The sequence below is a fragment of the Streptomyces sp. WAC 01529 genome, from assembly GCF_003945545.1.
GTDB classification, from domain to species: Bacteria; Actinomycetota; Actinomycetes; order Streptomycetales; family Streptomycetaceae; genus Streptomyces; species Streptomyces anatolicus.
In genome coordinates, this window is record NZ_CP029617.1 from 8,020,475 (window position 1) to 8,044,897 (window position 24,423).

General features: G+C 72.0%; 24 protein-coding genes. 12 read left to right on the forward strand and 12 right to left on the reverse strand.

Annotated features, from left to right (window positions below; translation table 11 throughout):
* Positions 1 to 317: 317 nt before the first annotated feature.
* The 3 genes from DMA15_RS35285 to DMA15_RS35295 all read left to right on the forward strand — a co-directional run bounded on the left by DMA15_RS35285 (position 318) and on the right by DMA15_RS35295 (position 3,038).
* The gene (locus DMA15_RS35285; RefSeq protein ID WP_125516759.1) at positions 318 to 1,586 is read left to right on the forward strand and encodes an MFS transporter; all 1,269 of its coding nucleotides are present in this window, start codon (positions 318 to 320) and stop codon (positions 1,584 to 1,586) included.
* Positions 1,587 to 1,646: 60 nt separating this feature from the next.
* Positions 1,647 to 2,510, forward strand: a complete 864-nt coding sequence (locus DMA15_RS35290; RefSeq protein WP_125516761.1) for an isocitrate lyase/phosphoenolpyruvate mutase family protein — start codon at positions 1,647 to 1,649, stop codon at positions 2,508 to 2,510.
* Between the two features lie 297 nt (positions 2,511 to 2,807).
* The gene (locus DMA15_RS35295; RefSeq protein ID WP_125516763.1) at positions 2,808 to 3,038 is read left to right on the forward strand and encodes a hypothetical protein; all 231 of its coding nucleotides are present in this window, start codon (positions 2,808 to 2,810) and stop codon (positions 3,036 to 3,038) included.
* A gap of 60 nt (positions 3,039 to 3,098) precedes the next feature.
* Here the strand turns inward: DMA15_RS35295 and DMA15_RS35300 are convergent, their stop codons facing one another.
* The 3 genes from DMA15_RS35300 to DMA15_RS35310 all read right to left on the reverse strand — a co-directional run bounded on the left by DMA15_RS35300 (position 3,099) and on the right by DMA15_RS35310 (position 6,064).
* The gene (locus tag DMA15_RS35300; protein ID WP_125516765.1) at positions 3,099 to 4,205 is read right to left on the reverse strand and encodes a glutathione S-transferase C-terminal domain-containing protein; all 1,107 of its coding nucleotides are present in this window, start codon (positions 4,203 to 4,205) and stop codon (positions 3,099 to 3,101) included.
* The gene (locus DMA15_RS35305; protein ID WP_240660108.1) at positions 4,202 to 4,495 is read right to left on the reverse strand and encodes a hypothetical protein; all 294 of its coding nucleotides are present in this window, start codon (positions 4,493 to 4,495) and stop codon (positions 4,202 to 4,204) included. Before DMA15_RS35305 ends, DMA15_RS35300 begins: the two co-directional genes overlap by 4 nt.
* Before the next feature lie 87 nt (positions 4,496 to 4,582).
* Entirely contained in the window at positions 4,583 to 6,064 is a 1,482-nt protein-coding gene (locus DMA15_RS35310; RefSeq protein WP_125516767.1) for a cytochrome P450, read from the reverse strand.
* A 109-nt stretch (positions 6,065 to 6,173) separates the two neighbouring features.
* Between DMA15_RS35310 and DMA15_RS35315 the strand changes: the two genes are divergently transcribed.
* The gene (locus DMA15_RS35315; protein ID WP_125516769.1) at positions 6,174 to 6,782 is read left to right on the forward strand and encodes a TetR/AcrR family transcriptional regulator; all 609 of its coding nucleotides are present in this window, start codon (positions 6,174 to 6,176) and stop codon (positions 6,780 to 6,782) included.
* Between the two features lie 37 nt (positions 6,783 to 6,819).
* Here the strand turns inward: DMA15_RS35315 and DMA15_RS35320 are convergent, their stop codons facing one another.
* The 4 genes from DMA15_RS35320 to DMA15_RS35335 all read right to left on the reverse strand — a co-directional run bounded on the left by DMA15_RS35320 (position 6,820) and on the right by DMA15_RS35335 (position 9,375).
* On the reverse strand, positions 6,820 to 7,458 hold the full coding sequence (locus DMA15_RS35320) for an HAD family phosphatase (RefSeq protein ID WP_240660109.1): 639 nt from the start codon (positions 7,456 to 7,458) through the stop codon (positions 6,820 to 6,822).
* A 3-nt stretch (positions 7,459 to 7,461) separates the two neighbouring features.
* Positions 7,462 to 8,259: a DeoR/GlpR family DNA-binding transcription regulator gene (locus DMA15_RS35325; protein ID WP_240660110.1), complete on the reverse strand. Its 798-nt coding sequence runs from the start codon at positions 8,257 to 8,259 to the stop codon at positions 7,462 to 7,464.
* A gap of 73 nt (positions 8,260 to 8,332) precedes the next feature.
* Positions 8,333 to 8,824 carry a hypothetical protein gene (locus DMA15_RS35330; RefSeq protein ID WP_125516773.1) on the reverse strand — a complete coding sequence of 164 codons (492 nt, stop codon included), beginning with the start codon at positions 8,822 to 8,824 and terminating at the stop codon, positions 8,333 to 8,335.
* A complete protein-coding gene (locus tag DMA15_RS35335) occupies positions 8,821 to 9,375 on the reverse strand; it encodes a hypothetical protein (protein ID WP_125516775.1) in 555 nt (184 codons plus the stop codon). Before DMA15_RS35335 ends, DMA15_RS35330 begins: the two co-directional genes overlap by 4 nt.
* Before the next feature lie 176 nt (positions 9,376 to 9,551).
* Between DMA15_RS35335 and DMA15_RS35340 the strand changes: the two genes are divergently transcribed.
* From DMA15_RS35340 to DMA15_RS35350, 3 genes are all read left to right on the forward strand, one after another.
* Positions 9,552 to 10,073 carry a hypothetical protein gene (locus DMA15_RS35340; RefSeq protein ID WP_125516777.1) on the forward strand — a complete coding sequence of 174 codons (522 nt, stop codon included), beginning with the start codon at positions 9,552 to 9,554 and terminating at the stop codon, positions 10,071 to 10,073.
* Between the two features lie 173 nt (positions 10,074 to 10,246).
* On the forward strand, positions 10,247 to 12,064 hold the full coding sequence (locus tag DMA15_RS35345; RefSeq protein WP_125516779.1) for an ABC transporter ATP-binding protein: 1,818 nt from the start codon (positions 10,247 to 10,249) through the stop codon (positions 12,062 to 12,064).
* 58 nt (positions 12,065 to 12,122) lie between these two features.
* Complete coding sequence (locus tag DMA15_RS35350; RefSeq protein WP_125516781.1) at positions 12,123 to 12,935, forward strand: maleylpyruvate isomerase N-terminal domain-containing protein; 813 nt, start codon at positions 12,123 to 12,125, stop codon at positions 12,933 to 12,935.
* Positions 12,936 to 12,994: 59 nt separating this feature from the next.
* On the opposite strand, the gene DMA15_RS35355 is transcribed toward DMA15_RS35350, so the two are convergent.
* Positions 12,995 to 13,543, reverse strand: coding sequence for an isochorismatase family cysteine hydrolase (locus DMA15_RS35355; protein WP_125516783.1), 549 nt, complete (start codon positions 13,541 to 13,543; stop codon positions 12,995 to 12,997).
* Positions 13,544 to 13,711: 168 nt separating this feature from the next.
* Here DMA15_RS35355 and DMA15_RS35360 point away from each other — a divergent pair, with 168 nt between their 5' ends.
* On the forward strand, positions 13,712 to 14,452 hold the full coding sequence (locus DMA15_RS35360; RefSeq protein ID WP_125516785.1) for a polysaccharide deacetylase family protein: 741 nt from the start codon (positions 13,712 to 13,714) through the stop codon (positions 14,450 to 14,452).
* A gap of 42 nt (positions 14,453 to 14,494) precedes the next feature.
* Here DMA15_RS35360 and DMA15_RS35365 read toward each other — a convergent pair whose 3' ends face one another.
* The 4 genes from DMA15_RS35365 to DMA15_RS35380 form a co-directional block, all read right to left on the reverse strand.
* Entirely contained in the window at positions 14,495 to 17,299 is a 2,805-nt protein-coding gene (locus DMA15_RS35365) for a LuxR family transcriptional regulator (protein WP_125516786.1), read from the reverse strand.
* Positions 17,300 to 17,332: 33 nt separating this feature from the next.
* Positions 17,333 to 18,253, reverse strand: coding sequence for an NADP-dependent oxidoreductase (locus tag DMA15_RS35370; RefSeq protein WP_240660111.1), 921 nt, complete (start codon positions 18,251 to 18,253; stop codon positions 17,333 to 17,335).
* A 105-nt stretch (positions 18,254 to 18,358) separates the two neighbouring features.
* Entirely contained in the window at positions 18,359 to 19,342 is a 984-nt protein-coding gene (locus tag DMA15_RS35375) for a zinc-binding dehydrogenase (RefSeq protein ID WP_125516789.1), read from the reverse strand.
* Positions 19,343 to 19,384: 42 nt separating this feature from the next.
* A complete protein-coding gene (locus tag DMA15_RS35380; protein WP_125516791.1) occupies positions 19,385 to 20,014 on the reverse strand; it encodes an NAD(P)H-dependent oxidoreductase in 630 nt (209 codons plus the stop codon).
* Positions 20,015 to 20,197: 183 nt separating this feature from the next.
* Between DMA15_RS35380 and DMA15_RS35385 the strand changes: the two genes are divergently transcribed.
* The 4 genes from DMA15_RS35385 (at position 20,198) to DMA15_RS35400 (ending at position 24,400) form a co-directional block, all read left to right on the forward strand.
* Positions 20,198 to 21,622 (forward strand): MFS transporter, encoded by a 1,425-nt coding sequence (locus tag DMA15_RS35385; RefSeq protein ID WP_125516793.1) that lies wholly within the window; start codon positions 20,198 to 20,200, stop codon positions 21,620 to 21,622.
* A gap of 279 nt (positions 21,623 to 21,901) precedes the next feature.
* The gene (locus tag DMA15_RS35390) at positions 21,902 to 22,780 is read left to right on the forward strand and encodes an ABC transporter substrate-binding protein (protein WP_125516795.1); all 879 of its coding nucleotides are present in this window, start codon (positions 21,902 to 21,904) and stop codon (positions 22,778 to 22,780) included.
* 43 nt (positions 22,781 to 22,823) lie between these two features.
* A complete protein-coding gene (locus DMA15_RS35395; RefSeq protein WP_125516797.1) occupies positions 22,824 to 23,312 on the forward strand; it encodes a GNAT family N-acetyltransferase in 489 nt (162 codons plus the stop codon).
* 131 nt (positions 23,313 to 23,443) lie between these two features.
* Complete coding sequence (locus tag DMA15_RS35400) at positions 23,444 to 24,400, forward strand: TerC family protein (protein ID WP_125516799.1); 957 nt, start codon at positions 23,444 to 23,446, stop codon at positions 24,398 to 24,400.
* Positions 24,401 to 24,423 lie beyond the last annotated feature (23 nt).

Consider the following 24,423-nt stretch of genomic DNA (forward strand, 5'->3'; position numbering starts at 1 on the left):
GGTCACTGGCTTGCGCTTAATCACCCATGCTTTTACTTGATCATTGCTGACGGCCAAGTTGATCTTGACTTGCCGTGAGGCGCCGCTCACATCCCAAGTAGGGACCGGTGGCGAAAAAGGGACATCTTGCAGCCCCCCGCGCAGGTTCACCCGTCGTCGGCTTGCCGTTCATTCACTTGACATCTTTCGGGTGACGGGCGAATGTCCTGAATGCCAACGACCACAAGTCAACAGATTCCATCGCCACTTGAGCGCTCACCGCATGCGCGCACCCCGCGGCCCCGGCTGCCTCAACGCGATGACGGGTTCGGTTCTTCATGCAACAAAGACATGCCAAGAGGCTCATACGGCAATTGCGAGGGCTCCTGCCCGACGCTGGTGCCGCGCGCAGACTCTGTCTCCTGACAGCCGTCCAGTCGGCGGGTAGCGGAGTATTCCTGTCGTCGAGCGTGATTTTCTTCAGTCGGTACGCGGGGCTGTCACCCACACAAGTGGGCCTCGGTCTGGCGGTGGCGGGCGGAGTCGGATTCCTGGCCACGGTTCCGGCGGGCCGGTTGGCCGATCGCTTCAGGCCGCGAAGCCTCCTGGCTCTCGGATACTCCGCACTCGTCCCGCTCTTCATCAGCTACGGATTCGTGCGCACCTTTCCGGCCTTCATCGCCGCCGCATCCCTCATCTCGGTCTGCGAGACCACGGGAAGCCCGCTGCGTGCCACGCTGATGCACCAGCTCTTCCGCGAAGAGGGCGCGGTCCGCGTCCGAGCCCAGATGAGGAGCTTCTTCAACGTCGGCTACATGCTGGGGGCCGCAGTGGCGTCCATCGCGCTGACGGTGGGCACCTCGCGCGCGTTTTATGCGGTGCTCCTGCTCAACGCGCTGGCCCAGGCCTGCTGCGTCTACATCGTCTTGTCGGTGCGAGTCCCTGCTGCCGCGCCCCGCGCCGCACCCCCGAGAAAGGGGATGCGCGGGGCTCTGTCGAACGTGCCATTCCTCGCCTTGACGGCTGTCAACGGAATCCTGGAGCTCCACTACACGATATTCACGGTGGGCGTCCCCTTGTGGATCGTGACTCATGCTCATGTCCCGGCAGGCTTGAATTCCGTCGTCATCGCTCTCGACACCGTCTTGGTGATACTCCTGCAAGTTCCCTTGAGCCGAGGGACGGGCACGCTGGCCGAGGGTGCGAATCAGATGCGGCGCGGTGCATGGTTCATGGCAATCGCCTGCGCCGTCTACGCACTCAGTCAGTCGAGTTCAGAAGTGGTCGCGATTTGCTTTCTGCTTGTGGGCACTGTAATTCTTGTTTTCGGCGAGATATTTCAGTCGGCCGGCAGCTGGACCATTTCGTTCAAACTTCCACCCGCCGGCAAGCAGGGTGAATACCAGGGTGTATATGCTCTGGGGCGAGGTGTCCGAGAATTCGCAGGACCGGCTCTGCTCACCGCACTGATTGTGCCTCTCGCCTGGTGTGGCTGGATCGTCCTCATGGCGATTTTCCTCGCACTTTCCACCCTGGTCGGACCGCTCGCAGAAATGGCCGAGCGGCACGCGTCCCGAGCGGTCGTGGAGCCGACTCCCTCTCGCTGAGCGGGACCATTTAATCACCCGCTATTTTTCTGCCTCACCGAAAGAATCGGAGTTTCAGCTATGCAGCGCCCCCAGTCCCCCTCCTTCCGGTCGGTCGTGGCCAAGGGAGAGATCGTTCGTGTGGCCGGAGCCCACGACGCGCTCGGCGGCATCCTGGCCGAGCAGGCGGGCTTCGATGCCGTGTGGTCGTCCAGCCTCGAGGTGTCCGCTGCCCGTTGCCTGCCCGATGCCAGTGTGCTCACGATGACCGAGTACCTGGAGGCCGCCGCCAATATGCAGAAGGCGCTCGGCATTCCGGTCATCGCCGACTGCGACACGGGCTATGGCAACAATCTCAACGTCGTGCACATGGTCCACGAGTACGAGGCCGCCGGCATTACGGCCGTATGCATGGAGGACAAGCTGTTCCCGAAGCTGAACAGCTTCGCTGGCGGCGACCAGACCCTCCTGAGCACCGAAGAGTTCTGCGGCAAGATCCGAGCGGCCAAGAAGGCGCAGCGCACCGACGAATTCTTTGTGGTGGCGCGTACGGAAGCCCTCATCAACGGTCTGAGCGTCGATGTCGCACTCGAGCGCGCGTACGCGTACGCCGAGGCAGGCGCGGATGCCGTCCTCATCCACTCCAAGTCCAAGGAGAAGGACGAGGTCGAGGAGTTCCTCAACCGCTGGGACGGCTGCCGCCCGGTGGTCATTGTCCCCACCACCTACCCGAACTGGCACATCGACGACATCGCCAAGGCCGGCGCGTCCGTCGTCATCTACGCCAACCAGGGCCTGCGTGCGACGGTCTCCTCCCTGCGCAAGACCTTCGAATCCATCCGGCGTCACGGCGACACCACTGCTCTCGAGGAGAGCATCGCTCCCGTCAAGGAAGTGTTCGGTCTCCAGAAGCTCAAGGACTGGCAGGCCCTGGAGACCGTCTGAGCCCGGCTCTGACCACCCGAGCGAGGCGGCCCCTCACCGGCCCGTGCCGGTGAAGTCCGCCCGCTCCTGGGCGGGTTGAGTACGCGCGTGGTGCTCGGCCTGCGCGGCGCGGATCGCAAGAGCGCGCTCGCGTCGGCCGGATCGGCGGCGCGGCGGCCGGTCGGGCGGGCGGGGGAGTAGCGGCGGGAGTGCCGGGGGCCGGGGAGCCTGGGGTCCAGGGGCAGCGGGAGCCGGGGAGTAGCCCGAGCGGCCGACAGGTGAGGCGGTCCTTCGGCTCACCGTGGAAGAGTTCCAGGCATGAGCGAGTACCCGTACGTGACGCACCCCCGGATCACGGTCCTCGGGGTCCAGCCCGGCAGCCCGCCCTTTCGCATCGTGGAGATCGACGGCGAGGTCGTCGGCACGGCGAAGACGGTCACGGACGTCCTGGACGCGGCCGTGATGGCGGGCATCACCGTGCACGACCTCGACGACCCGGACGCCGTGCGCTGGGTGGGCGGCGACAAGTTCACCTGGCGACCGCGCTGACGCCGCCGACCGGGCCCGGCGCCGACCTAGCCGCTGGGCGAACCGTGGCGCACGTGCCGCTCAGGGCCGCCCGGGCGCCGGCACCTCCTCCCCGGCCGGCACGGGACCCGGCGGTGTGCCGTCGCCGAACGGCCGCCCGCCCAGCTCCTCGCGGTGATGCGGCGTCAGCCACCCGTCGAGGTCGGGGCCGAGCGGCACGATGCCGGTCGGGTTGATGCCCGAGTGCACCTGGTAGTAGTGCCGCTTGATGTGGTCGAAGTCGATGGTGTCCCCGAACCCGGGCGTCTGGAAGAGATCCCTGGCGTACGCCCACAGGACCGGGTCCTCGGTCAGCTTCCGGCGGTTGCACTTGAAGTGGCCGTGGTACACCGCGTCGAACCGCACCAGCGTGCTGAACAGCCGGATGTCCGCTTCCGTGATCGTCTCCCCGACGAGGTAGCGGCGGCTCGCCAGACGCTCGGAGGTCAGCTCCAGACGGCGGAACACATCGCGGCACGCCGCGTCGTACGCACCCTGGTCGGGCGCGAAACCCGCGCGGTACACGCCGTTGTTGACGTCGCGGAAGATGCCCTCCATCACCGAGTCGATCTCGTCGCGCAGCGGCTGCGGGTACAGGTCGGGCGCCCCCTCGCGGTGCAGCGCCGTCCACTGGGTGGCGAAGTCCAGGGTGATCTGCTGGAAGTCGTTCGTGACCAGCTTCCCGCTCGGCACGTCCACGAGCGCGGGCACGCTGACGCCGCCCGGAAAGCCGCTCTCACGCGCCTCGTAGGCCTCGCTCAGGAAGCGGATGCCGAGGACCGGGTCACGGCCGCCGGGATCCAGCGTGAAGCGCCAGCTCCGGTCGTCCTGGATCGGGTCGGTGACCCCCAGGGACAGGGCGTCCTCCAGGCCGAGCAGGCGCCGGGAGACCAGTGAGCGGCCCGCCCAGGGGCAGGCGCGGCTCACCACCAGGCGGTAGCGCCCCGCCTCGACGGGCCAGCCGTCGCGGCCGTCGGCGGTCACCCGGTCCGCGAAATGGCTCTTGGAGCGCTTGAACTCCTTGTGCCCGTACGAGGCGTTGCCCTCGGCCGAGCCGCCCTCGGCCGAGCCGCCCTCGGCCGAGCCGCCCTCGGCCGAGCCGCCCTCGGCCGAGCCACCCGCCGCGGGCTCGCTCTCCGCCGCGCTCATGACTGGCTCCCCTCCCGCGCGCAGGAGCGGGCGACCCCGGAGGGCGCGGCCTGCTCGGCGGAGCGTGGGGGCGGCGTGAGATCGTAGATCCGCTCGATGAGCACCGCCTCGTTGCCCGCGAGCCCGGCGCGGCGCAGCGCGTCGTCGGCCTCCGCGATCGGCCCCGCCAGCAGCGAGGCCGCGGCGGCGGGAGGAACCTCGGACCCGTCGGACAGCGCGGCGCGCGCGGTGTGCAGCAGGCGCAAGCAGGCCTGCGCGGCGAGCAGTTCCTCGGACGTCGTGCCGGTCATGTCGAGCGACTCCTCTGCGCTGGATGGCGTGGCGGCATCGCGACGATGCCACCTCCACTGTGGCGCAAGGGTCTGACAATCGCGTTCCTACGCGGCCGGTGAGCGGCGCGTGAGCCGCAAAGTGAGGCCGTCCGGCATGAGGGTCAGACGCTCGGCGACGCGCAGCCGGTAGCCGGGGTCGGCGTGCAGGTCGTAGCGGCGCAGCAGCAGACCCAGCACCAACGTCGCCTCATGCAGCGCGAACTGACGTCCGATACAGGCCCGCGCGCCCGTGCCGAACGGCTTGAAGACATGGGCGGGCCTCGCCCGTACCGCCGAAGGGGCGAACCGGTCGGGGTCGAACTCGTCGGGCCGCTCGCCCCACGCGGCCGGATCGCGGTGCAGCATCGTCGCGAGGACCAGCGCCCACGCTCCCCGGCGCATCGGGTGCACGCCCCCCAGCACGGTGTCCTGGCGGGCCTCCCGTGCGAACGCGGGAGCGGTCGGCCACAGCCGCAGCGACTCGTCGAGCACCCGGCGCAGATAGCGCACTTTGGCCACCTGCTCGTACGCGGGCTCCCCCTCGGCGCCCCACACCTCGTCCACCTCGGCCCGCGCGCGGGAGAGCACTTCCGGGGAACGCGACAAGTAGTGCAGCGCGAAGGAGAGCGCCCCGGACGTCGTCTCGTGCCCCGCGACCAGGAAGGTGATGACCTGTCGGCGGATGTTCTCCGGAGACAGCCGCTCCCCGGTCTCGGGGTGAGCCACCTCCAGCATGCGGTCGAGCAGATCCCCCTGACCTCCCGAACTGGACGCGGCGCGGCGCGCGGCGACCACCGCGTCGACGGTGCGGTTGAGGTACGCCATGTCGGCGTCGTTGCGCCGCACCGCTCCGCGCAGCAGCACCGGCGTCAGCAGCGGCGGAACGACATTGCGCCGCTGTGCGAAGGAGAGTGTGCCGACCATGGCCCGCACGAAGGGATGCGGCGCCGACCGCTCGAAGGAGCCGAAGTCATGGCCGAAACCCGTGCGGGCGATCGTCTCCAGCGTCAGCTTCGTCATGTCGCCCGGCACATCCACCGCCCGGCCCGCTGCCTCCCACTCGTCCCAGCGCGCGGTCAGCCGGCGCGCCACGTCCAGCATCAGCGGGTGGTAGCCCGCCATCGCCTCGCGGCTGAACCCGGGGGCGAGTATGTCGTGCGCCAGCTGCCAGTTGGGCTCGTGGTTGTACGCCGTGAAGAGCCCGTCGCCCGCGACCGGACGGAGGTTGGCCACCCCCAGCCCCACATGCTTGGCGAAGCGCGTCTCGTCCGCCAGGTCGGCGGCGAGAGCGGCGCCCCACACGAAGACGAACTCCTTGCCGAACGCCTTGCGCCGGAAGATCGGCCCCAGCCTGCGCCCCATCCGCATCGAGTCCTGCAACGGCGTCCGCACGTCGGCGCCGAGGACGTCGCCGAGGAACGGCAGGCGGCGCGGCGGGTGCGGTATCCGGTGCAGTTCGGGCCAGCCCAGCTCCGCGCTGCGGAAGCCCTTGGGCGGCGGGCCCACCGGCTCCGTCGGCCCCGCCGCGGACCGCGTCGTCTGCGCCATGTGCCCATCTCCCTTGCGCGGCGGGCCCATTGGGGCCTGTTATACGTGGGTTCAATAAGAGTTCCCAGTCTGGGGCCGCTATTGAATTCACGTCAAGTAAGGTGCCCGCATGGCCGCGAACCCACCGGAGCGCACGCGCCGCAGAATGAGCACCGAGGAGCGGCGTGAGCAGCTGCTTTCGGTCGGGGCGCGACTGTTCGCACAGAAGCCGTACGACGATGTGTGGATCGAGCGGGTCGCGGAGATCGCGGGCGTCTCACGCGGCCTCCTGTACCACTACTTCCCCGCCAAACGGGACTTCTTCGCCGCCGTCGTGCAGCGCGAGAGCGAGCGCATGCTGCGCCTGACGGCGGCCGTGCCCGGCCTCCCGGTGCGGGAGCAGATCAGCGCCGGGCTCGACGCGTTCCTCGGCTATGTGGAGAGCCACGCGCAGGGTTTCCGCGCCTTCCACCGGGCGGAGGCGGCGGGCGACCCGCTGGTCCGCGAGGTCTACGGGCGGGGCCTCGCCGCCCAGGAGCGGCAGATCCTCGCGGCCCTCGCGGCGGACCCGGACGCGGCGGACCTCATCCGGGACCCGCCCGCGCTGCGCCTCGCGGTGCGGGGCTGGCTCGCCTTCATGGTCGCCGTCTGCCTGGAGTGGCTGGCCGAACCGGAGCTGACGCGCGCACAGGTACGGGACCTCTGCGCCAGGGCGCTGCTGGGCGCGATCACGCGCTGAGCCGCCCCGCGCTGAGCCGTCCCGCGCTGAGCCGTCGTCACGCGCTGAGGCGCAGCGCCTCCCGCAGTCGGGCGGGGGTGGTGAAGAGGTGGCCGCGGATGCCGCTCGCCCCGGCGGCACGGATGTTGTCCTCGCGGTCGTCGACGAAGAGCACCCGCTCCGGCTCGGCGCCCAGGGCGTCCAGGCACCAGCGGTAGGCGCCCGGCTCGGGCTTGGCGTGGCCGATGCGGCAGGAGAAGCCGCGCACCTGGAAGTGCTTGAGCCAGGGGTGCCGTCCTTCGTAGTGGACGGCCAGCTCCTCGGGGATGTTGGAGAGCAGCGCGATCGGCCTGCCCGCCGCGGCCAGTTCCTCGACCAGCGCGACCATCGTGTCGTCGACGGAGCTCCAGCTGGCGATGTCCGCCTCGATGAGCCGCGCGATCCGGTGCGGCCCGAAGTCCGTGCCGAGCGCGTCGGCCACGCCCCGCCAGTAGTCGAAGCCGGCTATGTCCCCACGGTCGTACGGCTGACGCAGCCCCCAGTACGCCTCCCAGAACCGCGACTCGGGAACGTCGGCGAGGGCGGTCAGACGCGCCTTGCCGTCCTCGGACTGGTGGCGCGCGATGACGCCGAACATGTCGAAGAGCAGGATGTCGTGCGCGGGGCCATTCACCGGGTCGTTCATCAGATCACTCACAGGTCATACCTTTCGTACGGTCACGCCCGCCGCGGCCAGTGCGTCGGTCTCCTCGTCGGCCGCGCCGTCGTCGGTGACGACGGCGTGCAGGGCGGCGACGGGTGTGACGAAGGCCAGGGCGGTACGGGAGAGTTTGGCGGCGGCCGCGACGGCGATGACGCGACGGGCCGAGGCGATCGCGGCGCGCTTGACGGCGGCGTCGTCCAGGTCATAGGCGGTCAGGCCGTCCGCCGCGGTCAGCCCGCAGCATCCGATGACGGCGGTGTCGAACCGCAGGGCGGCCAGTGAGGCCGTGGTCAGCTGGCCGGTCAGGGCAAGCTCGCCGGGGCGCGGCTGCCCGCCCGGCACGAGCAGCGTCACCTGGGGCGCACCGGCCAGCGCGTTCACCGCGTGCAGGGAGAGCGGCATCACGGTCAGCCGGCGCTGCTCGAGAACGCGGGCGACCTCCAGACAGGTCGTGCCGCTGTCCACGACGACGGACTCCCCGTCGGCGATCAGCCCGGAGACCTCGGCGGCGATACGTCTCTTGACGTCCAGGCCCTCCTGCTCCCGCAGCGCGAACGGAGGCTCCTCGCCCCGCAGCAGCAGACTTCGCGCACCGCCGCGGTAGCGCTCGAGGACGCCCTGGTCGGCCAGGACCTCCAGATCGCGCCGGATGGTCATCTCGGAGGCGCCGGTGAGCCCGGCGAGTTCCGTGACGCCGATCCGGCCCGCCTCGCGCACGGCGTCGGTGATCTGCCGCAGTCGGTCTCTGCCGCTGACGGCTCTGCTTGCGCTGTCTCTGCTCGTAGGGGAAGGCACAAGGCAATTTGAACACCGAACGTGTTCGTTAAGCAAGCTTTCGAACATGTCAGATGTTCGTTATGGTCTGACCTCAGGGCGCCGGGAAGCCCGCCAGGAAGTGCTCCAAGAGCGCGCGGCGGGCCTCGGGGGTGGCGAGCCGGTCGGCGGCCCAGGCGAAGAAGTCGTCCGCGAGCGCGTCGGTCCAGTCGTACGCGGGGTCGAAGGCGCCGGGATCCGGTGCCGGGTAAGGGAGTTCCAGGTCAGGCCCGTCTCCGGCCTGCTTCCCGAGCCCCTCTCCGCCCCGGCGTCCCGCACCGGAGACGGTGAAGCGGCGGGTGCCGTCCGGCAGGGACGCCTGCCGGACGGACACCGCCGCGCAGTCCCAGCGCCGCGCCCCGTACTGCAGCCAGAGAGTTCCGGTGCCAGGCCCCGACGCGTACAGCGCGGCGGCCGCGTACTCGCCGCCCTGGCGGGGGACGTGCGCGAAACCGTGACAGGGGCCGGACGCGGGGGACAGGAGCCCCGTCGCGGGGTCCAGGTCCCACACGCGGCCGTGCTGGTCGTAGTCCGCCAGCGCCGTCATCGGCGGCGGGGCTCCAGGCCCAGTTCCTGGTCGACGGCCGCGCTGCTCCTGGTGGAGGCCTCGATCACCGCGGCCCAGCTGCCGTACTTCGCGAACTGCTGGTCGGCCGTGGGGCCCAGCGGATTGCCGTACTTCTTCATGTTGCGCGCCTCCAGGGCCTCGACGGCCTCGGGGGACATGCCCGCGCGCGTGATGTCCTTGGCCTCGTTGCGCATGGCGACGAGCGTACGGGCGATCTCCTCGTCCGAACTGCCCGCGGCCCGCATCCGCTCGGCCACCAACTCCATGCCGTCCAGGAGCCGGTGATAACGCGACCGGGTCTCACGCGCCTCCTCGCGCTGCTCCGGAGTCATCTCCCGGATCATGCAGACGGCGGGGTCGTTGCTGGTGCAGGCGATGCCCGTCGGGTGAGCCACGGCCGGGACGGCGTGCGCCTGCGCCTGGCCTGTGGGGAGCAGGAAACCACCGACCGCGGTCAGCAACGGGAGCAGGAAGAGGAGCGTGAAGCGGGCGAGCGGGCCGCCAGGGGCGGGTGCGTACGACGAGGACATGGGGAGGGGGATCTCGCTTTCTGCCGGGCGGCGTTCGCCTCGGAGCGGGGGGCGAAGCGGACGTTACGACGGAACAGCGAGGCCACGTGCGTGCGGCGACGGCGCGTACGGGTGACCGCTCACGCGTCCACCGGATCCGCGGACGCCGACCGCCCCGGAGGGCGAGAATCCTCGGCGTGGACGCGGCACTCGCAGGTCTCATCGGCGCCCTCGGCGGCAGTGTCATCGGCGCGGGCGGGGCCTGGGGCGCGGCGCTCGTCGCGTTCCGCGGCGCCCGCTACCAGGCGGACCGTCAGGTGGCGGGAGCGCACGAACAGTGGCTGCGCCAGGTCCGGCGTGAGACGTATGCCGCCTACCTCGCCCAGGTGCGCGCGGCGTACGACATGGCGACGGCGACCACCCGCGGCCTGCGCTGGAACGAGGCGCCCTCCCTCCCCTCGGCCACCGAACTCCGGCAAATCATCCAGGAGGTGAGGGAGGCGTACGCCCACGTCGAACTCGAAGCCCCCCGGCACATCAGCACGGTGGGATACGAGCTGATGGCGGCCGTGACCGCCGTCCTGCTGAAAATCGACGACTGGATCGACGAAGCCCCGTCCACCGCGTCACGGGAATCCGTCGAGGCGCTGCAGAACGCGATAGGCCGAGAGATCGCCGACCTCGCGGAGTTGTGCGCGGCGGACATCCACGGCGAGTAGGCGCTGTGCGAGCAGGCACTATGCGAAATATCCGTGCGGAATCGTCACTGCACCCGAATCACGCCGGGCGGCGAATCGCCGTATCTCCGTAAGGGTAGGGATCCCCTCATGGACTCCGGAATGACACGCGCCCGCCGATCAGGTGGACCACGCCCCCTCGCGTCCTGCCAGACGTGACCGATACAGCCCCCGCCCCCGCCAAGACCGCGAAGGCCGCCCCCGAACCCGAGCGCCTGCCCGCCAAGGAGACCTGGCGCGCCCTGTACCGCCACTTCCGGCCGCACCGCGGCGCCGTGGCCCTCGGCGCCCTGCTCACGCTCACCGGCTCGATGACCGCGCTGGCGCAGCCGCTCGCGGCCAAAACGCTCGTGGACCGGCTCGGCGGCGACGAGCCGATCGCCGGCATCCTGGTGCTCCTCGGCGCGCTCGTGATCGTCGGCACCGCGATCGAATCGGTCGGGTCGTACGTCCTGGAGCGCACCGCCGAGTCCGTGGTGCTCGCCGCCCGGCGCACCCTGATCGGGCGGCTGCTGCGGCTGCGCCTGACTGAGGTGGAGCGGACCCAGCCCGGCGACCTGATGTCCCGGATCACCTCGGACACCACGCTGCTGCGGGCCGTCACGACCCAGTCCGTGGTCTCGGCGGTCTCCGGCGGCCTCACCTTCCTCGCGACGATCGCCATGATGGGGCTGATGGACCCGGTACTGCTCGGCGTCACGTTCGGCGTGATCGTGCTGATCGGCGGCGCGGCATCGCTGGCCATGCCGAAGATCGCGCAGGCGACCCGGCGCGCCCAGGAGGCGGTCGGCACGATTTCGACCGCGCTTGAGCGGGCGTTCGGCGCTTTCCGTACGGTCAAGGCCTCCGGCGCCGAGCGGCGTGAGACGGAAGCGGTACAGGAGGCCGCGCGTGAGGCGTGGCGGCACGGCGTGCGGTCGGCGAAGTGGCAGGCGGTGGCGGGGAGTTCGGTCGGTCTGGCCGTGCAGGTGTCGTTCCTCGCGGTGCTGGGGATCGGTGGTGCGCGGGTCGCGTCCGGCGCGATCACCGTCTCGACGCTGGTGGCCTTCCTGCTCTACCTCTTCTATTTGACCGAGCCCGTGGCGCGCCTTGTCGACGCGGCGTCGCAGTACCAGGTCGGCTCGGCGGCGATCGCGCGGATCGTGCAGGCGGAGCGACTGGAGACGGAAGAGACGGAAGAGGTAGGGGAGAGGGGCGCGCCGGGGCAGACAGACGCCGCCAGTACAGGCGGACCGGCCTCGGTGGCCTTCGAGGACGTCACCTTCCGCTACCGCGACGAACTCCCCTACGTCCACCATGGCGTGACCTTCGAGGTGCCCGGCCCCGGCATGACGGCTTTCGTCGGCCCGTCCGGCGCGGGCAAGACGACCGTCTTTGGCCTCATCGAGCGGTTCTACGAGGCGACGGGCGGGCGGATCCTGGTCGACGGCAGGGACGTGAGGGAGTGGCCGCTGGCCGAACTCCGGGCCACCATCGGATACGTGGAGCAGGACGCGCCCGTCCTCGCGGGCACCGTCCGCGAGAACCTCCTCTTCGCGGCGCCGGACGCCACCGACGCTGAGGTGCGGGACGTTCTCGTACGGGCCCGTCTCGACGGAGTGATCGAGCGGCTGCCCGAGGGGCTGGAGACGGTGGTCGGCCATCGCGGCTCCAAGCTGTCCGGCGGCGAGCGCCAGCGCGTGGCGATCGCCAGGGCGCTGCTCAGAAAGCCCCGTCTGCTCCTGCTCGACGAGGCGACCTCGCAGTTGGACGCGGTCAACGAACTGGCGCTGCGGGATGTCGTGACGGAGGTGTCCCGGGAGGTCACCGTCCTGGTGGTGGCGCACCGCTTGTCGACGGTGACGCTGGCGGACCGGATCGTGGTGATGGACGCGGGGAAGGTACGCGCGGTCGGCAGGCACGCCGAACTGGTGGCGGCGGACCCGCTCTACGGCGAGCTGGCGGCGACGCAGTTCCTGGCGGCGTCGGCGTGAACGGTCACGGGCGGCGGCTCGCGTCCCACGGCTGCCACCCGTGGTCTACCGTGACGGCATGACGCGTCCGAGCCCCAGCGCGGTGTACGACCGCTATGTCACCCGGATCTTTGAGCAGAGCGCCCAGTTGGTCGCGGCTCTCGACGGCGCGGAGGCCACCGCGCCCGTGCCTGGCTGTCCTGGGTGGACCCTCGCCCACCTGCTGCGTCACGTCGGCGGCACGCACGGCTGGGCCGAGACGATCGTGCGGACCCGGGCGACCGCGCCCGTCCCCGACGATCAGGTCAACGAGGTCACGCCCGACGCGGACGACGACATCGCGACGCTGACCGCCTGGCTCACGGAGAGCACGGGCCGGCTCGTGGACACGCTGCGCGAGGCAGGCCCGGACGCCAGGGTCTGGACGCCTGCCCCGGGCGGCACCCCGCTGGTCTGGGCCCGCCGGATGACGTACGAGACGGTCGTCCACCGCTTCGACGCGACCGCGGCGGCCGGCGGGACGTACGCCCTGGACGCCGATGTCGCGCGCGACGGCCTCGACGAGTGGCTGCGGTTCAGCACGCTGCCGCAGGCCTACGCGTCGGAGGCCGAACATGACGCGCTCCTTGGCCCTGGCCGCACGCTCCACTTCCACGCCACTGACGCCTCCGACGGGGCGGGGGAGTGGTTCATCGACCTGAGCGCGGCCCCCGTCACGGTGAGCCACACCCACAAGAAGGCGACCACGGCGGTACGGGGCCCTCTCACGGACCTCCTGCTCCTCCTCTACGAACGCCGCACCCCGACCCCCGCGGACGGCATCGAGGTCCTGGGCGACAAGGAACTCCTCACCACATGGACACGGGCAGCGGGACACTGGCTGCGAAGGTGAACTCCGGCTCCTGCCAAGGGGCCTGGATCTGAGACCGCTGCCAGCTGGTGATCGAAGGGTCACTCCCCAGGCCAGTCCGCGCAGGACATGACCCCGAAACCCCGGCTGGGGAAGACCGCGTCCATGAAGAAGTCGTGGATCGCCGCGTCGCCGTCGGCGCAGCCGTCCCGGAGCACGGTCAACTCGTAACCTCGGTCCGCCGCGTCATAGCAGGTCGCCGCCACCATCGCGCTGGTCGCCACCCCGGCGACCGCGAGGGTGGTGACGCCGCGCGCGCGGAGCACGAGGTCGAGGTCCGTGCCGGCGAACGCGCTGGCGCGGCGTTTCAGGACGACGACGTCCTCCTCGGCGACCGGCAGAGCGATCTCCGTACCGGCCGACCCCTCGTGGAAGGCGTCCCCGGTTTCGTAGAACGCCTTGAGCATGGCGTTGCCCCGAGGTACGTCCGCCCCGTTGTCCCGGAAGGCGAAGTGCACGAACACCACGAGGACACCGGCCGCACGGGCCCGCGGGATCAGTTCGGTGAGCGGTGGCACGACACTCCGGGCGAACGGGTAGCCACTCGTGATGCCCCGCTGGATGTCGCCGATGATCAGTGCGGTCGTCATGACAGGCTCCCGTCCCACCCTGCTGTCCAGCGCCCCGTGCCCTACAGGGCAGCCATTCCGGCGGTCACTTTAATACGATGATCGCCGGGCTGGGAGTTCCTTGAGATCACCCGGGCGCGCGGCGCGGGCTGAGCCCGAGGGGACGGCGTATCCGCGCAGACTCGGAAGATGAACGCGACACGACGTGCCCTCCTGACAGGGCTGTTGGCCGCGGGGCTCGTGCCCTGCGCGGCAGGACCGGCCGCGGCGGCACGGCCCCGGCCCGCTGCCTCGCTCCTGGGGAAGGAGATCCGGCGGCTGCCCACCTCGCGCCGCGTGGTCGCCCTCACCCTCAACGCCGCGTGGAACGAGAGCGGACTCGACACCGTCCTGACCGAGCTGCGGCGCAGGCGGCTCCCGGCGACCTTCTTCCCGACCGGCCGGTTCGCCAGGGCCCACCCCCGGGCCGTGCGCGCCATGGGCGCCGAGCACGGGCTCGGCAACCACTCCGACACCCACCCGTACTTCGACCGGATCAGCAGCGCGCAGCGGGAGCGGGAGGTGCGGCGCGCGGACGCCGCGATCCGGGAGGCGGCGCGGACCGAACCGCTGCCGTTCTTCCGCTTCCCCTTCAGCCACACCACGCCGGAGACGGTCGCCGACGTCAACAGGTTCGGGTACGCGGCGATCGAGTTCACCGTCGACACCAACGGCTACCTCGGCCCGGGCGGCGGCATGACCGTGGAGCGAGTCGTCGGGCGGGCCGTCGCCGCCCTCGCGCCGGGCGCGCTCATCCAGATGCACGTCGGCAGCGCGAGCGACGGAACCGTGCTCGACGCCGAGGCACTGCCCCAGATCCTCGACGCCGTCCGCGCGCACGGCTACGGCGTCGTGGACCTCCGCGAATTCCTGGTCCCCGAGGGGAAGTGAAGAAGCCGCCGCCCGCCCCCTAGGCAGCCGCCGCCCGCCCTCTTAGGCCGGCAACCGCTCGCTCAGACGCGCCAGTTCGCCCCGCGACGCCACCCCCAGCTTCGGATAGGCGTTGTACAGGTGATAGCCCACCGTCCGCGGGCTCAGGAACAGCTGCGCCCCGATGTCGCGGTTGCTCAGACCCGCCGCCGCCAGGCGTGTCACCTGCAGCTCCTGCGGGGTGAGCGCGCTGAAGCGGTCGCCCGCCGGGGTGGCCGCGGGGCGGGACTCGCCGGTGGCCCGCAGTTCGGAGCGGGCCCGCTCCGCCCACGGCCCGGCGCCCAGGCTCTCGAAGGCGTCGGCCGCGCCGCGCAGCGGGACGCGGGCCTCGGTGCGGCGGCCCGCCCTGCGCAGCCACTCGCCGTACAGCAGTTCGGTGCGGGCCCGCTCGAAGGGCAGGCCCTCGCCGTGGTGCAGCCGCACCGCCCGTTCGTAGAGCTCCCCGGCCCGCTCCTCCGGGGCGAGCAGCGCCCGGCAGCGCAGCGCGATCGCGTCGGCCCACTCCTGACCGGTGGCTTCCGCCCAGGCCTCGTAACGGGCGAGGGCCTCGGACGCGCGGTCGGCGGCACCGGCGCGGGCGGCGGCCTCGACGAGGTCCGGCAGGGAGTAGAGGACCCTCACGGCGTGCCGCGCGGGGCCGTCGAGCAGTTCCTCGTACCGCCGCAGCGCGGCCTCGGGGCGGCCGAGCCCCAGGTCGAGCAGGCCGAGCGCGCCCACGCCCCACGCGAGGCAGGGCGGGTCGGCCCGTACGTCGTCGCGGATCGCGAGTTCCCTGACGCGCTCCTCGTCGCCCTCGACGGCCGCCAAGTGCGCCAGGACTCCGCGGATTTGGTCGACGTACGGCAGTTGGCCGATGTCCTCGGCCACGCGCAGCCCCTCGGACGCGGCGGTGTGGCCGTCGCGGTGGCGGCCCAGGAGCGTGTGCGAGCGGGCCAGGAGCATCAGGGCCAGCGGGAGCATGCCGATCGCCCCCTGCGAGCGGCACTCTTGCTCCAGAGCGGTGAAGTGCTTGTGCCCAGCCTCCAGGTCGCCCGTGGAGAACGCCCAGGCGGCGATGGACAGCCGCTCGCGCAGGTCGAGCCCCGCGTGTTGCCCGTCGAGGCCCGAGACGAGGCCGCGCAGCGCGGGCAGTGCCGCTTTCGGGTCGTCCGCGGCGAGCTGCTCCAGGGCCAGCGCGGCGTCGACGAAGGGCGCCGTGTCCGCGCTCCGGGGCAGCTCCAACGAGGCGAGGCGGGCGGTCAGTTCGGACACCGCGGAGCGCGGACCGCCCAGCCAGGCCGCCGTCACCGCCTCGTAGAGCATGAACGCCGCGGCCCCCGGGGCCACCGCCGCGACCGCGGCCGCGCCCTCACCGAGGAGGGTGTACGACGTTTCGAGGCGCCCCTGCTCACGGGCGACGGCGGCCCGCACCTTGACCAGTTCGGCGCGGCGCAGCGGATCGGTGATGTGCGGGGCGGCCCGTGTCGCGAGGTCGGCGGCGCGCGGGCCCTCCCCTGCGGCGGCCGCCGCGTGCGCGGCCAGCGCCAGACGCCGGACGCGGTCGCGGGAGTCGGGACTCAGCAGCGCCGAACGCTCGCAGGCGGCGGCCACGGCCGTGTAGCCGCCACGCGCACGTGCGTGCTCCGATGTCTCCTCCAGGATGGCGGCGACGTACTCGTCGGGCTCGGTGGTGGCCGCCGCCAGATGCCAGGCGCGCCGGTCGATGTTGCCCACGCACGGCAGCGCGTGGGCGAGTGCCCGGTGCGCGGCGAGCCGGTCGCCGAGCGGTGCGCTCCGGTACGCGGCCGAGCGGATCAGTGGGTGACGGAAGACCAGACGCCCCTCGGTGACGCGCACCAGGTCCTTGCGTTCGGCCGGTTCCACGTCGGTGACCGAGGCGCCCAGCGCGGAGGCCGCGGACGCGATGACCGCCAGGTCGTCGGTGGCCTCCGCGGCGGCGACGAGCAGTACCGTGCGGGTGCCCTGGGGCAACCCGCAGATGCGGTCGGTGAAGGTCCGCTGCACGCGCGCGTGCCCGCTGATCGGCGTGGTGTCGTGGGCCAGTCCCTCCCGTTGCGCCACGGGCAGTTCCCGCAGCGCCAGGGGGTTGCCCGCCGCCTCGCCGAGAATCTGCACGCGCGCGTGGTGCGGCAGATCGGCGGCGTGCTCGGCGAGCAGCTCCCGGGCGGCGGCATCGGGGAGCGCGCCCACCCGGAGCTCGTCCAGGCCCGGCGCGGGGAACGGCGGCGCGTAGGTGTCCCGCGCGGCGAACAGCATGACGACACCCTCGGCGTCCAGGCGCCGGGCGGCGAAGAGCAGCGCCTCGGCCGACGCCTTGTCGAGCCAGTGCGCGTCGTCGACGACGCACAACAGCGGCTGCTCCTCGGCGAGATCGGCGAGCAGGGTGAGCACGGCGAGCCCGGTCAGGAACCGGTCCCCGCCGCTCGCTTCCACGGGCGGGTGGTCAAGGCCCGCCGCCGCGCCGGCCGAACCGCCCGCCAAGTCCGTGAGCCTCAGCGCGTCCCCGAGCCCCAGCGCGCCCCCGAGCGCCCGCGCCTGCCGCTCGGGCAGCTCCCCGACGCGGTCCGCCGCCCGGCCGAGCAGCAGATGCAGCCCCGCGAAGGGCAGTTCGCTCTCCGAGTCGGTGCCGGTGGCCCGCAGCACCCGCAGTCCCTCGGCGCGGGCCGCGGCGACCGCGTGCGCCAGCAGTTCGGACTTGCCTATCCCGGCTTCGCCGCGCACGACGAGCGCCGCGCTGCGGCCCTGTCGCGCCCCCTGAAGAACCCGGTCGATGACGCCGAGTTCGTCTTCCCTCCCGTACAACTCCATGGGCCAGACCCTACGTCCCACCAGCGACTTCGTTCAGTCGACGGTGAGGACGACCTTGCCACGCCCGTGCCCGGTGGCCACCAGGCGGTGCGCGTCCGCCGCCCGCTCCAGCGGGAACGTCGCGCGTAGACGCACGTCCAGCGCCCCCTTCTCGTACAGCGCGGTCAGCTCGGCCAGGCGCGCGGCGGAGCGGGTGCCGCCCCAGTCGGGCAGGCCCAGACGCGCCGCCTCCTCCGTGGCGACCATGGTCACCACCCGGGTGCGGTCCTTGGCCACCGCCACGGCGGCGCGCAGCCCCTCCGGGCCCGCCGCGTCGAGCGCCGCGTCCACGCCGTCGGGCGCGACGGCACGGATCCGCTCGACGAGCCCTTCCCCGTACGTCACCGGGATCGCCCCCAGCGCCCGCAGATGGTCGTGGTTGCGCTCGCTCGCCGTGCCGATGACGGTCGTGGCGCCCCAGGCCCGCGCCAACTGCACGGAGAACGTGCCGAGCGCGCCGGCCGCGGCGCCGATCAGAACCGTGTCCCCGGGGCCCACCCGCAGCTGCGACAGCGCCAGGTGGGCGCCCTGACCGTTGCCCGAGAAGCCGCCCGCGACCGTCCACGGCATCGCGGTGGGCTTGTGCACCAGCTGCTCTGCGGGGACGCAGACGTACTGCGCGTACCCGCCGAGCAGGCCGTATCCCAGCACCTCGTCGCCGGGCGCGAAGTCGGCGACCCGCTCGCCGATCCGGTCCACCACCCCGGCGAACTCGTTGCCCGGCACGAGGGGGAACCCCGGCTCGGCACCCGGCGGCGTCCACCCCTCCCGCACCCTCAGGTCGAACGGCTGCACCCCGGCGGCCCTCACCCGTATCCGCACCTCACCGGGGCCCGGCTCGGGCACGGCCAGCTCCATGGGCCGCAGCACTTCGGGCGGACCGTAGGCCGACAGGGCGGCGGCGGTCATCTTCATGGCAGTTCCTTGCTTCGCACTCACGACAATTCCTACGTACGTTGCGACAGGTGACGCCCAGTGGGGCGGCGGGGTTGAGGAAGGCGCGCCAGGCCGCGCCCGCCTTCACGGGACCAGGACGACCTTGCCGACGGTCTCGCGGTTCTGCAGCGCCCGGTGCGCCGCCGCCGCTTCCCGCAGCGGGAAGCGCGTCACCGCGGGCAGCAGCCGTCCGGCGGCCGCCTCCGCGATGGCCCGGTCCTGCGCGGCCCGCAGCCCGCCGGGCACCTTCAGCAGGCGCGGCCCGAGCGCGACCGTGACCTCCAGGAGACGGTCGAACAGGTCCCGCGCGCTCAGCTCGGTGACCGAACCGGCCGACCAGCCGAAGAGCAGCAACCGCCCGCCGAAACCGACCAGTTCGAGCGCGTCACGCCCCGGCCTGCCGCCCACCCCGTCGAGCGCCACCGTCACCTCGCGGCCCCGCAGCGCGTCACGGACGCGCTCGGGCCACCGCGGGTCGTCGTAGTCCACGGCCACGTCGGCGCCCAGCGCCCGCACCCGCTCCACCTTCTCCGCGCCGCCGGCCGCTCCCACCACCGTGGCGCCCGCGTTCCTCGCGGCCTGCACGAGAAGCGTCCCGACGCCGCCCGCGGCCGCCGTCACCAGGACCACGTCGTCCGCGGTGAACTCGGCCAGGTGCTCGATCGCCAGGGCGGTCCGGCCGGTGCCGACCATCGCGACGGCGGTGTCGAAGGCGACCTCGTCCGGCAGCGGATGCAGCGCATCGGCCTCGCGTACGGCGAACTCGGCGTAACCCGCGTTGACCAGACCCAGGTGCGCGGCGACCCGCCGCCCGAGCCAGGACTCGTCCACGCCGTCACCGACCGCGTCGATCACGCCCGCGACCTCACGGCCCACGATCAGCGGCAACTCGGGAAGTGCGAAGGGGAGTTGGTCGGCGGCGCCCTCGCGCAACGCCGTGTCGAGCAGATGGACCCCGGCGGCCCCGACGGCGATCCGTACCTGGCCGGGCCCCGGCACCGGGTCGGGGACTTCCTCGTACGTGAGGTTCTCGGCGGGCCCGAAGGTGTGCAGACGTATGGCATGCATGGTGGTCAACTCCTGCTGGCAGAAGGGGAGGAGGAGCGGGGTTCAGGCGGCGTAGGGGCGGACGGTCTTGCCCTCGCGCAGGGTGTGGCCCCACCAGGCGAGCTGGTCGAGCATCGTCTTCGCGGCGGCGGTCGGCCCCGTGGGGTCGCGCAGCTCACCGGAGTCGTCGAAGCAGTCCCACACGCCGTGGAAGCTGACGGTGTCGCGCACCGTCACCGCGTGCAGCTCGGCGAAGACCTGCCGCAGCTGCTCGACGGCGCGCAGACCGCCCGCCATCCCGCCGTAGCTGACGAAGCCCACCGGCTTGGCACGCCACTCGGCGTAGTGCCAGTCGATCGCGGTCTTCAGCGTCGCGGGGAAGCTGTGGTTGTACTCCGGCGTGACGATCACGAACGCGTCGGCCGCGTCGAGCCGCGGGGTGATCCCGGAGACCTCGGGCCCGCGCTGTTCGGAGAGCCCGTCCGGCAGGCGCGCCTCGGCCAGGTCGATCACGTCCACGTCCAGGTCGTCGCGCTGGGCGGTCTGCGCGCTGAACCAGTCGGCGACGGTGGGCGCGAAGCGGCCCTCACGGGTGCTTGCGACGATGACGGCCACCTTCAGGCGCTCGTCCCGCCGGCTCCCGCCGCTGCTCTCGGCACGCTCGTTGGTCAGGGTCTGCTGGGTGTTGCTCATGTCTGCCTCCTCGGCTAGGTGACGCGGCTTGTGACACCGACGAAGTTACGAACCCGACCCCGGTCACCGCCTCTGTCGTACGACCGGGATCGGTACCTGCCCGGGGACTAGGCCGACCGGTGGAGCACACCCCGGTCATCCGACAGAGGCGGCGAACGGATCACCCTTCGTACGGTCGCCCCCATGACGAACACAGCCGCAACGAAGAGCTACGACGACGCAGTTGACATCCCGCGCTGGGGTCCCGTCGTCGTCATGGCCCTGGCCATGCTGATGGTCTCCCTGGAGATGAGCCTGTCGGCGGTCACCTTGCCCTCCATCGGCCAGGAGCTGGACGTCGGCAGCGGAGCGGCGAAGTGGGTGATCCTCGCCTACGCCCTGCCCACCGCGGCGCTCGCGATCCCCGCGGGACGCTGGGTGGACCGCGCGGACACCCGGCTCGTCTTCCTGACCGCCGTCGCCGCCGTGGGCCTCACCAGCGTGCTCGCCGCGCTCGCGCCGTCCCTCTGGGTGCTCCTGGTCGCCCGCGTCCTCCAGGGCGCGACGGGCGCGATGGTCGTCGCCATCTACATGCCGGTGGTCGCGGCGAGCGTCCCGGCGAGGCTGCGCGGCCGGGCACTCGGATACGTCGCCACGATCATGCCGCTCGGCTCGATGGCCGGTTCCTCGCTGGGCGGCTTCGTCGCCGACGCGTACGGCTGGCGGCCGGTGTTCCTCATCAAGCTCCCGGTGCTGCTCGTGGTGTGGTGGCTCGGTGCGCGGATGCTCCCGCGCGGTCGCGGCGGGCTCCCCGCGCCCGACCGGACGCTGCTCACCGATGTCCTGGTCCTCGGCGGCGCGGTCACCGCGCTGCTGCTCGCCTTCGACCGGATCGAGAGCGGCGCGGCCTACGCCGCCGGGGCGCTGGCGGCCGTCGCGGCCGGGCTCGCGGTGGTGTGGACGCGGCTGCGGTCGTCGAAGCCGATCGTCGCCCTGGTGAAGCGGCCCGCGTTCGGACTGCCGTTGCTCTCCTTGCAGTTGACGGGCACGTTCGTCGGGCTCTCGCTCTTCCTGCTGCCGTTCTTCGTCGCCGACGTCCTGCACGCGAGTGCCGAGCTGATCGGCCTCGCGATGATCTTCTTCGTCGGGGGGATCGCCGTGGGCTCGCCTCTCAGCGGCCGCCTGACGGACCGCCACCCGCCCCACCTGGTGGCCGGGCTCGGCGGCGCCCTCACTCTCGCCGGGCTGCTGTCGACCCTGTCCCTGGACGCGCACGCGGGCCTCGCGGACCTGTCCTGGCGGCTGGCGGTCATCGGGTTCGGGCAGGGCGTGTTCGGCGCCCCCAACAACACGGCGATGCTGGCCGCGACCCCGCCGGGCATGATCGGCACAGGTGGCGGCGTGGGGGCGACGGTTCGAACCCTGGCGTTCACGGTGGGCCCGGCGATCGCGTCCCTCGCGTACGGCCTCGGCGAGGGAGGGGCACGGGGGTTCCGTACGGGCGTGATCGTCCTCGCCGTGTTGCAGGTGGGCGGGCTGCTGGCGGTGGCGGCGGGCTGGGTGGCGGCGCGGGCGTCGGCCGGGAACGCCGAACGGCCCACGGCGGCCGGGCCGGTGGCACGAGGCTGAGCGCGCCGAACCGGTACCGGAACTCGCGGCACAGACCCGGGGCAAGCCCGCTCGCCCGCCCCCGTGTACGCCGGGGCGCGCCCGGGCAGGTAGCAGCGGACGGCCACGGCGCAAAAGCGACCCGACGGAAAAGAGCCACGGCCGAGCAGACCGGCGCCGGCACGGACCGGCGTCGGCACCGGCGGGGAGGAGCCCGGCGTCGGCACGCACCGGCGCCGGAGCAGGCCAGGGCAGGGGCGGGCCGCAGTGCGGCACCGGGAGCGGGAGGAGTCGGAGATCATGGCACACGACACGGTCCAGGACTGGGAGTTCACCGACGACCGGGACCATTTGATCAGGGCCCCACACCGCCCGGCGCGGCTCGTCGCCTACGTGCCGACGGCCGCCGCACTCCACGACCACGGCATACGTACGGCAGGCGTCTTCGGCTCCGCCCACGACGACCCCGCCGTACCGGATCCGGCCAAGGCGGGCAGCCTCCCCCTGGCGGGCCTGCCCTACTTCGGAGCGGGGTCCGCGCTCGACCTGGAGGCGCTCCTCGACGCACGGCCCGATCTCGTCGTCGCGCTCACCTATGGCGGAGGCCAGGTCTACGGCATCGATCCGGAGGCCGCCAAACACCTGGAGGAGCGGGTCCCCGTCGCCGTGCTCGACGTCGGCCGGGGCCGCAGCCTCGCCGGGATCCGGGACCGCCTCACCGCTCTTGCCCGCGCGCTCGGCGCCCCCGCCCGTCCCGAAGCGGAGGCCGAACTCGCCGCCGCCGAACGCAGGTTGAGCGAAGCGGCGGAAGGACCCGTACGCCCGCGGGTGCTCGCCCTCTCACCGGCGGGGCCCGACTCCGTCCACCTGGCGAGGCCCTACGCCTGGCCCGACCTCGCCGCGCTCACCGGACTCGGCGTCGGCCTCGTGGACCCCGCTCCCGGCCAGGGCGCCAACTGGTCCACGACCACCTGGTCCGAGGCGGCCGCGCTGGAGCCGGACCTCGTGCTGACCGACGTACGCTCCAACGCGGCCGACCTCGGTGAGGCCCTGGGCGACGGCGTCCGAACCCTGCCCTGGAACCCCGAACTGCCGCCCAGCGCCCAGGAACACGCCCGCTTCTTCACCGCGCTCACCGAGGCCCTGGAGGAGGTGGGTCCCGGACGGGCCGAGCGGTAATTCACGTGCGACCGGTCTGCCCCGCGTGGTACCTCCATGTGCCATGGAAGATCTTGTGACGGCCCGGCTCGTGTTGCGTCCGATGAGCGTCGAAGGGGCGCACCGCGTGGTGGCGGGCACGCCCGCGGAGGGGGAGCGGTGGGGGCCCGGATACCCCACCGACGGCGACGTGGAATCGGCGGTCGACTTCCTCGGCCACTGCGCGCGGACCGGCAACCCGCAGCCCTTCGGGGACTACGAGATACGCGAGCGCGAGGGCGGCCGCGTCATCGGCAGTCTCGGCTTCAACCGGCCGCCGGACGCCGAGGGGACCGTGACGATCGGATACGGCCTGATCCCCGCGGCCCGCGGCAAGGGGTACGCCGTCGAGGCCCTGCGCGAACTGCTCCGCATGGCCCGGGAGCGCGGCGTCACCTGTGTGAAGGGCGACGCGGACCTCGACAACATCGCGTCGCAGCGCGTCATGGCCTCGGCGGGCATGCGGCACGTCGGAGCGGACGAGCGGGTGAAGTACTACGAGAGCACCTGGTAGGCACCCGGCCCGCACGCTCCCCGTGCCGCCCACCGGTCCCGTCCGCTCCGCGTGCCGCTGCGGGCGCGATGCCGGACACTGCTGAGTAAGGGCCGGCGCACTTGGCGTCGGCCACGGCGAGGGTGTTCGGCATGCTTGAGGTCCCGCTCTGGTTGTGGGGGGCGTTCGCCGCGACCGTGATCGTGTCGCTGGCGGTGGACTTGCTGGCGCACCGCACCGCGCACGTCATCGGCTTCAAGGAGGCGGCGGCCTGGAGCGCCCTGTGGGTGAGCCTCGCCCTGATCTTCGGCGCGGTCGTCTTCCTCGTCCTCGGGACGACCGCGGGCACCGAGTACACGACCGCCTGGCTTTTGGAGAAGAGCCTCTCGGTCGACAACCTGTTCGTCTTCGCCGTGATCTTCGCGTACTTCAAGGTCCCCCGCGCCTACCAGCACCGCGTGCTCTTCTTCGGGGTCATCGGCGCCCTCGTCTTCCGCGGGATCTTCCTCTCCCTCGGCGTGGCCGTGGTCAGCCGCTTCACCGCCGTCCTCTTCGCCTTCGCGGCCGTGCTCTTCTACAGCACCTACAAGCTCCTCAAGGACGAGGAGGAGAGCTTCGACCCGGGCAAGAGCTTCGCCGTACGGATGCTGCGCAAGCTCATCCCGGTGCGGGACGAGTACGCCGGGGCGAAGTTCTTCGTCAGGGAAGCCGGCCGGCGGGTGGCGACCCCGCTGCTCGCCGTGGTCGCCGCGATCGAGGCGGCCGACCTGATCTTCGCGGTGGACAGCGTGCCGGCCGTCCTCGCGGTGAGCGACGACGCGTTCATCGTCTACACCAGCAACGCCTTCGCGATCCTCGGCCTGCGGGCCCTCTACTTCATGCTGGCGGGGCTCCTGGACCGCTTCCACTACCTGAGCAAGGGCCTGGCGGTCATCCTCGGCTTCATCGGCGTCAAGCTCATCCTCCAGGCCTCCCACAAGATGATCAGCTCCGACATCCCGGAGATCCCTTCCCCGCTCAGCCTCGCGGTGATCGTCGTCGTACTGACGGTCTCCGTGGTGCTCAGCATCAGACGGCCGGCCCCCGAAAAGAGCGGGTCGCAACCGTGAAGGCGGTCCGCGATCCGAGGGCC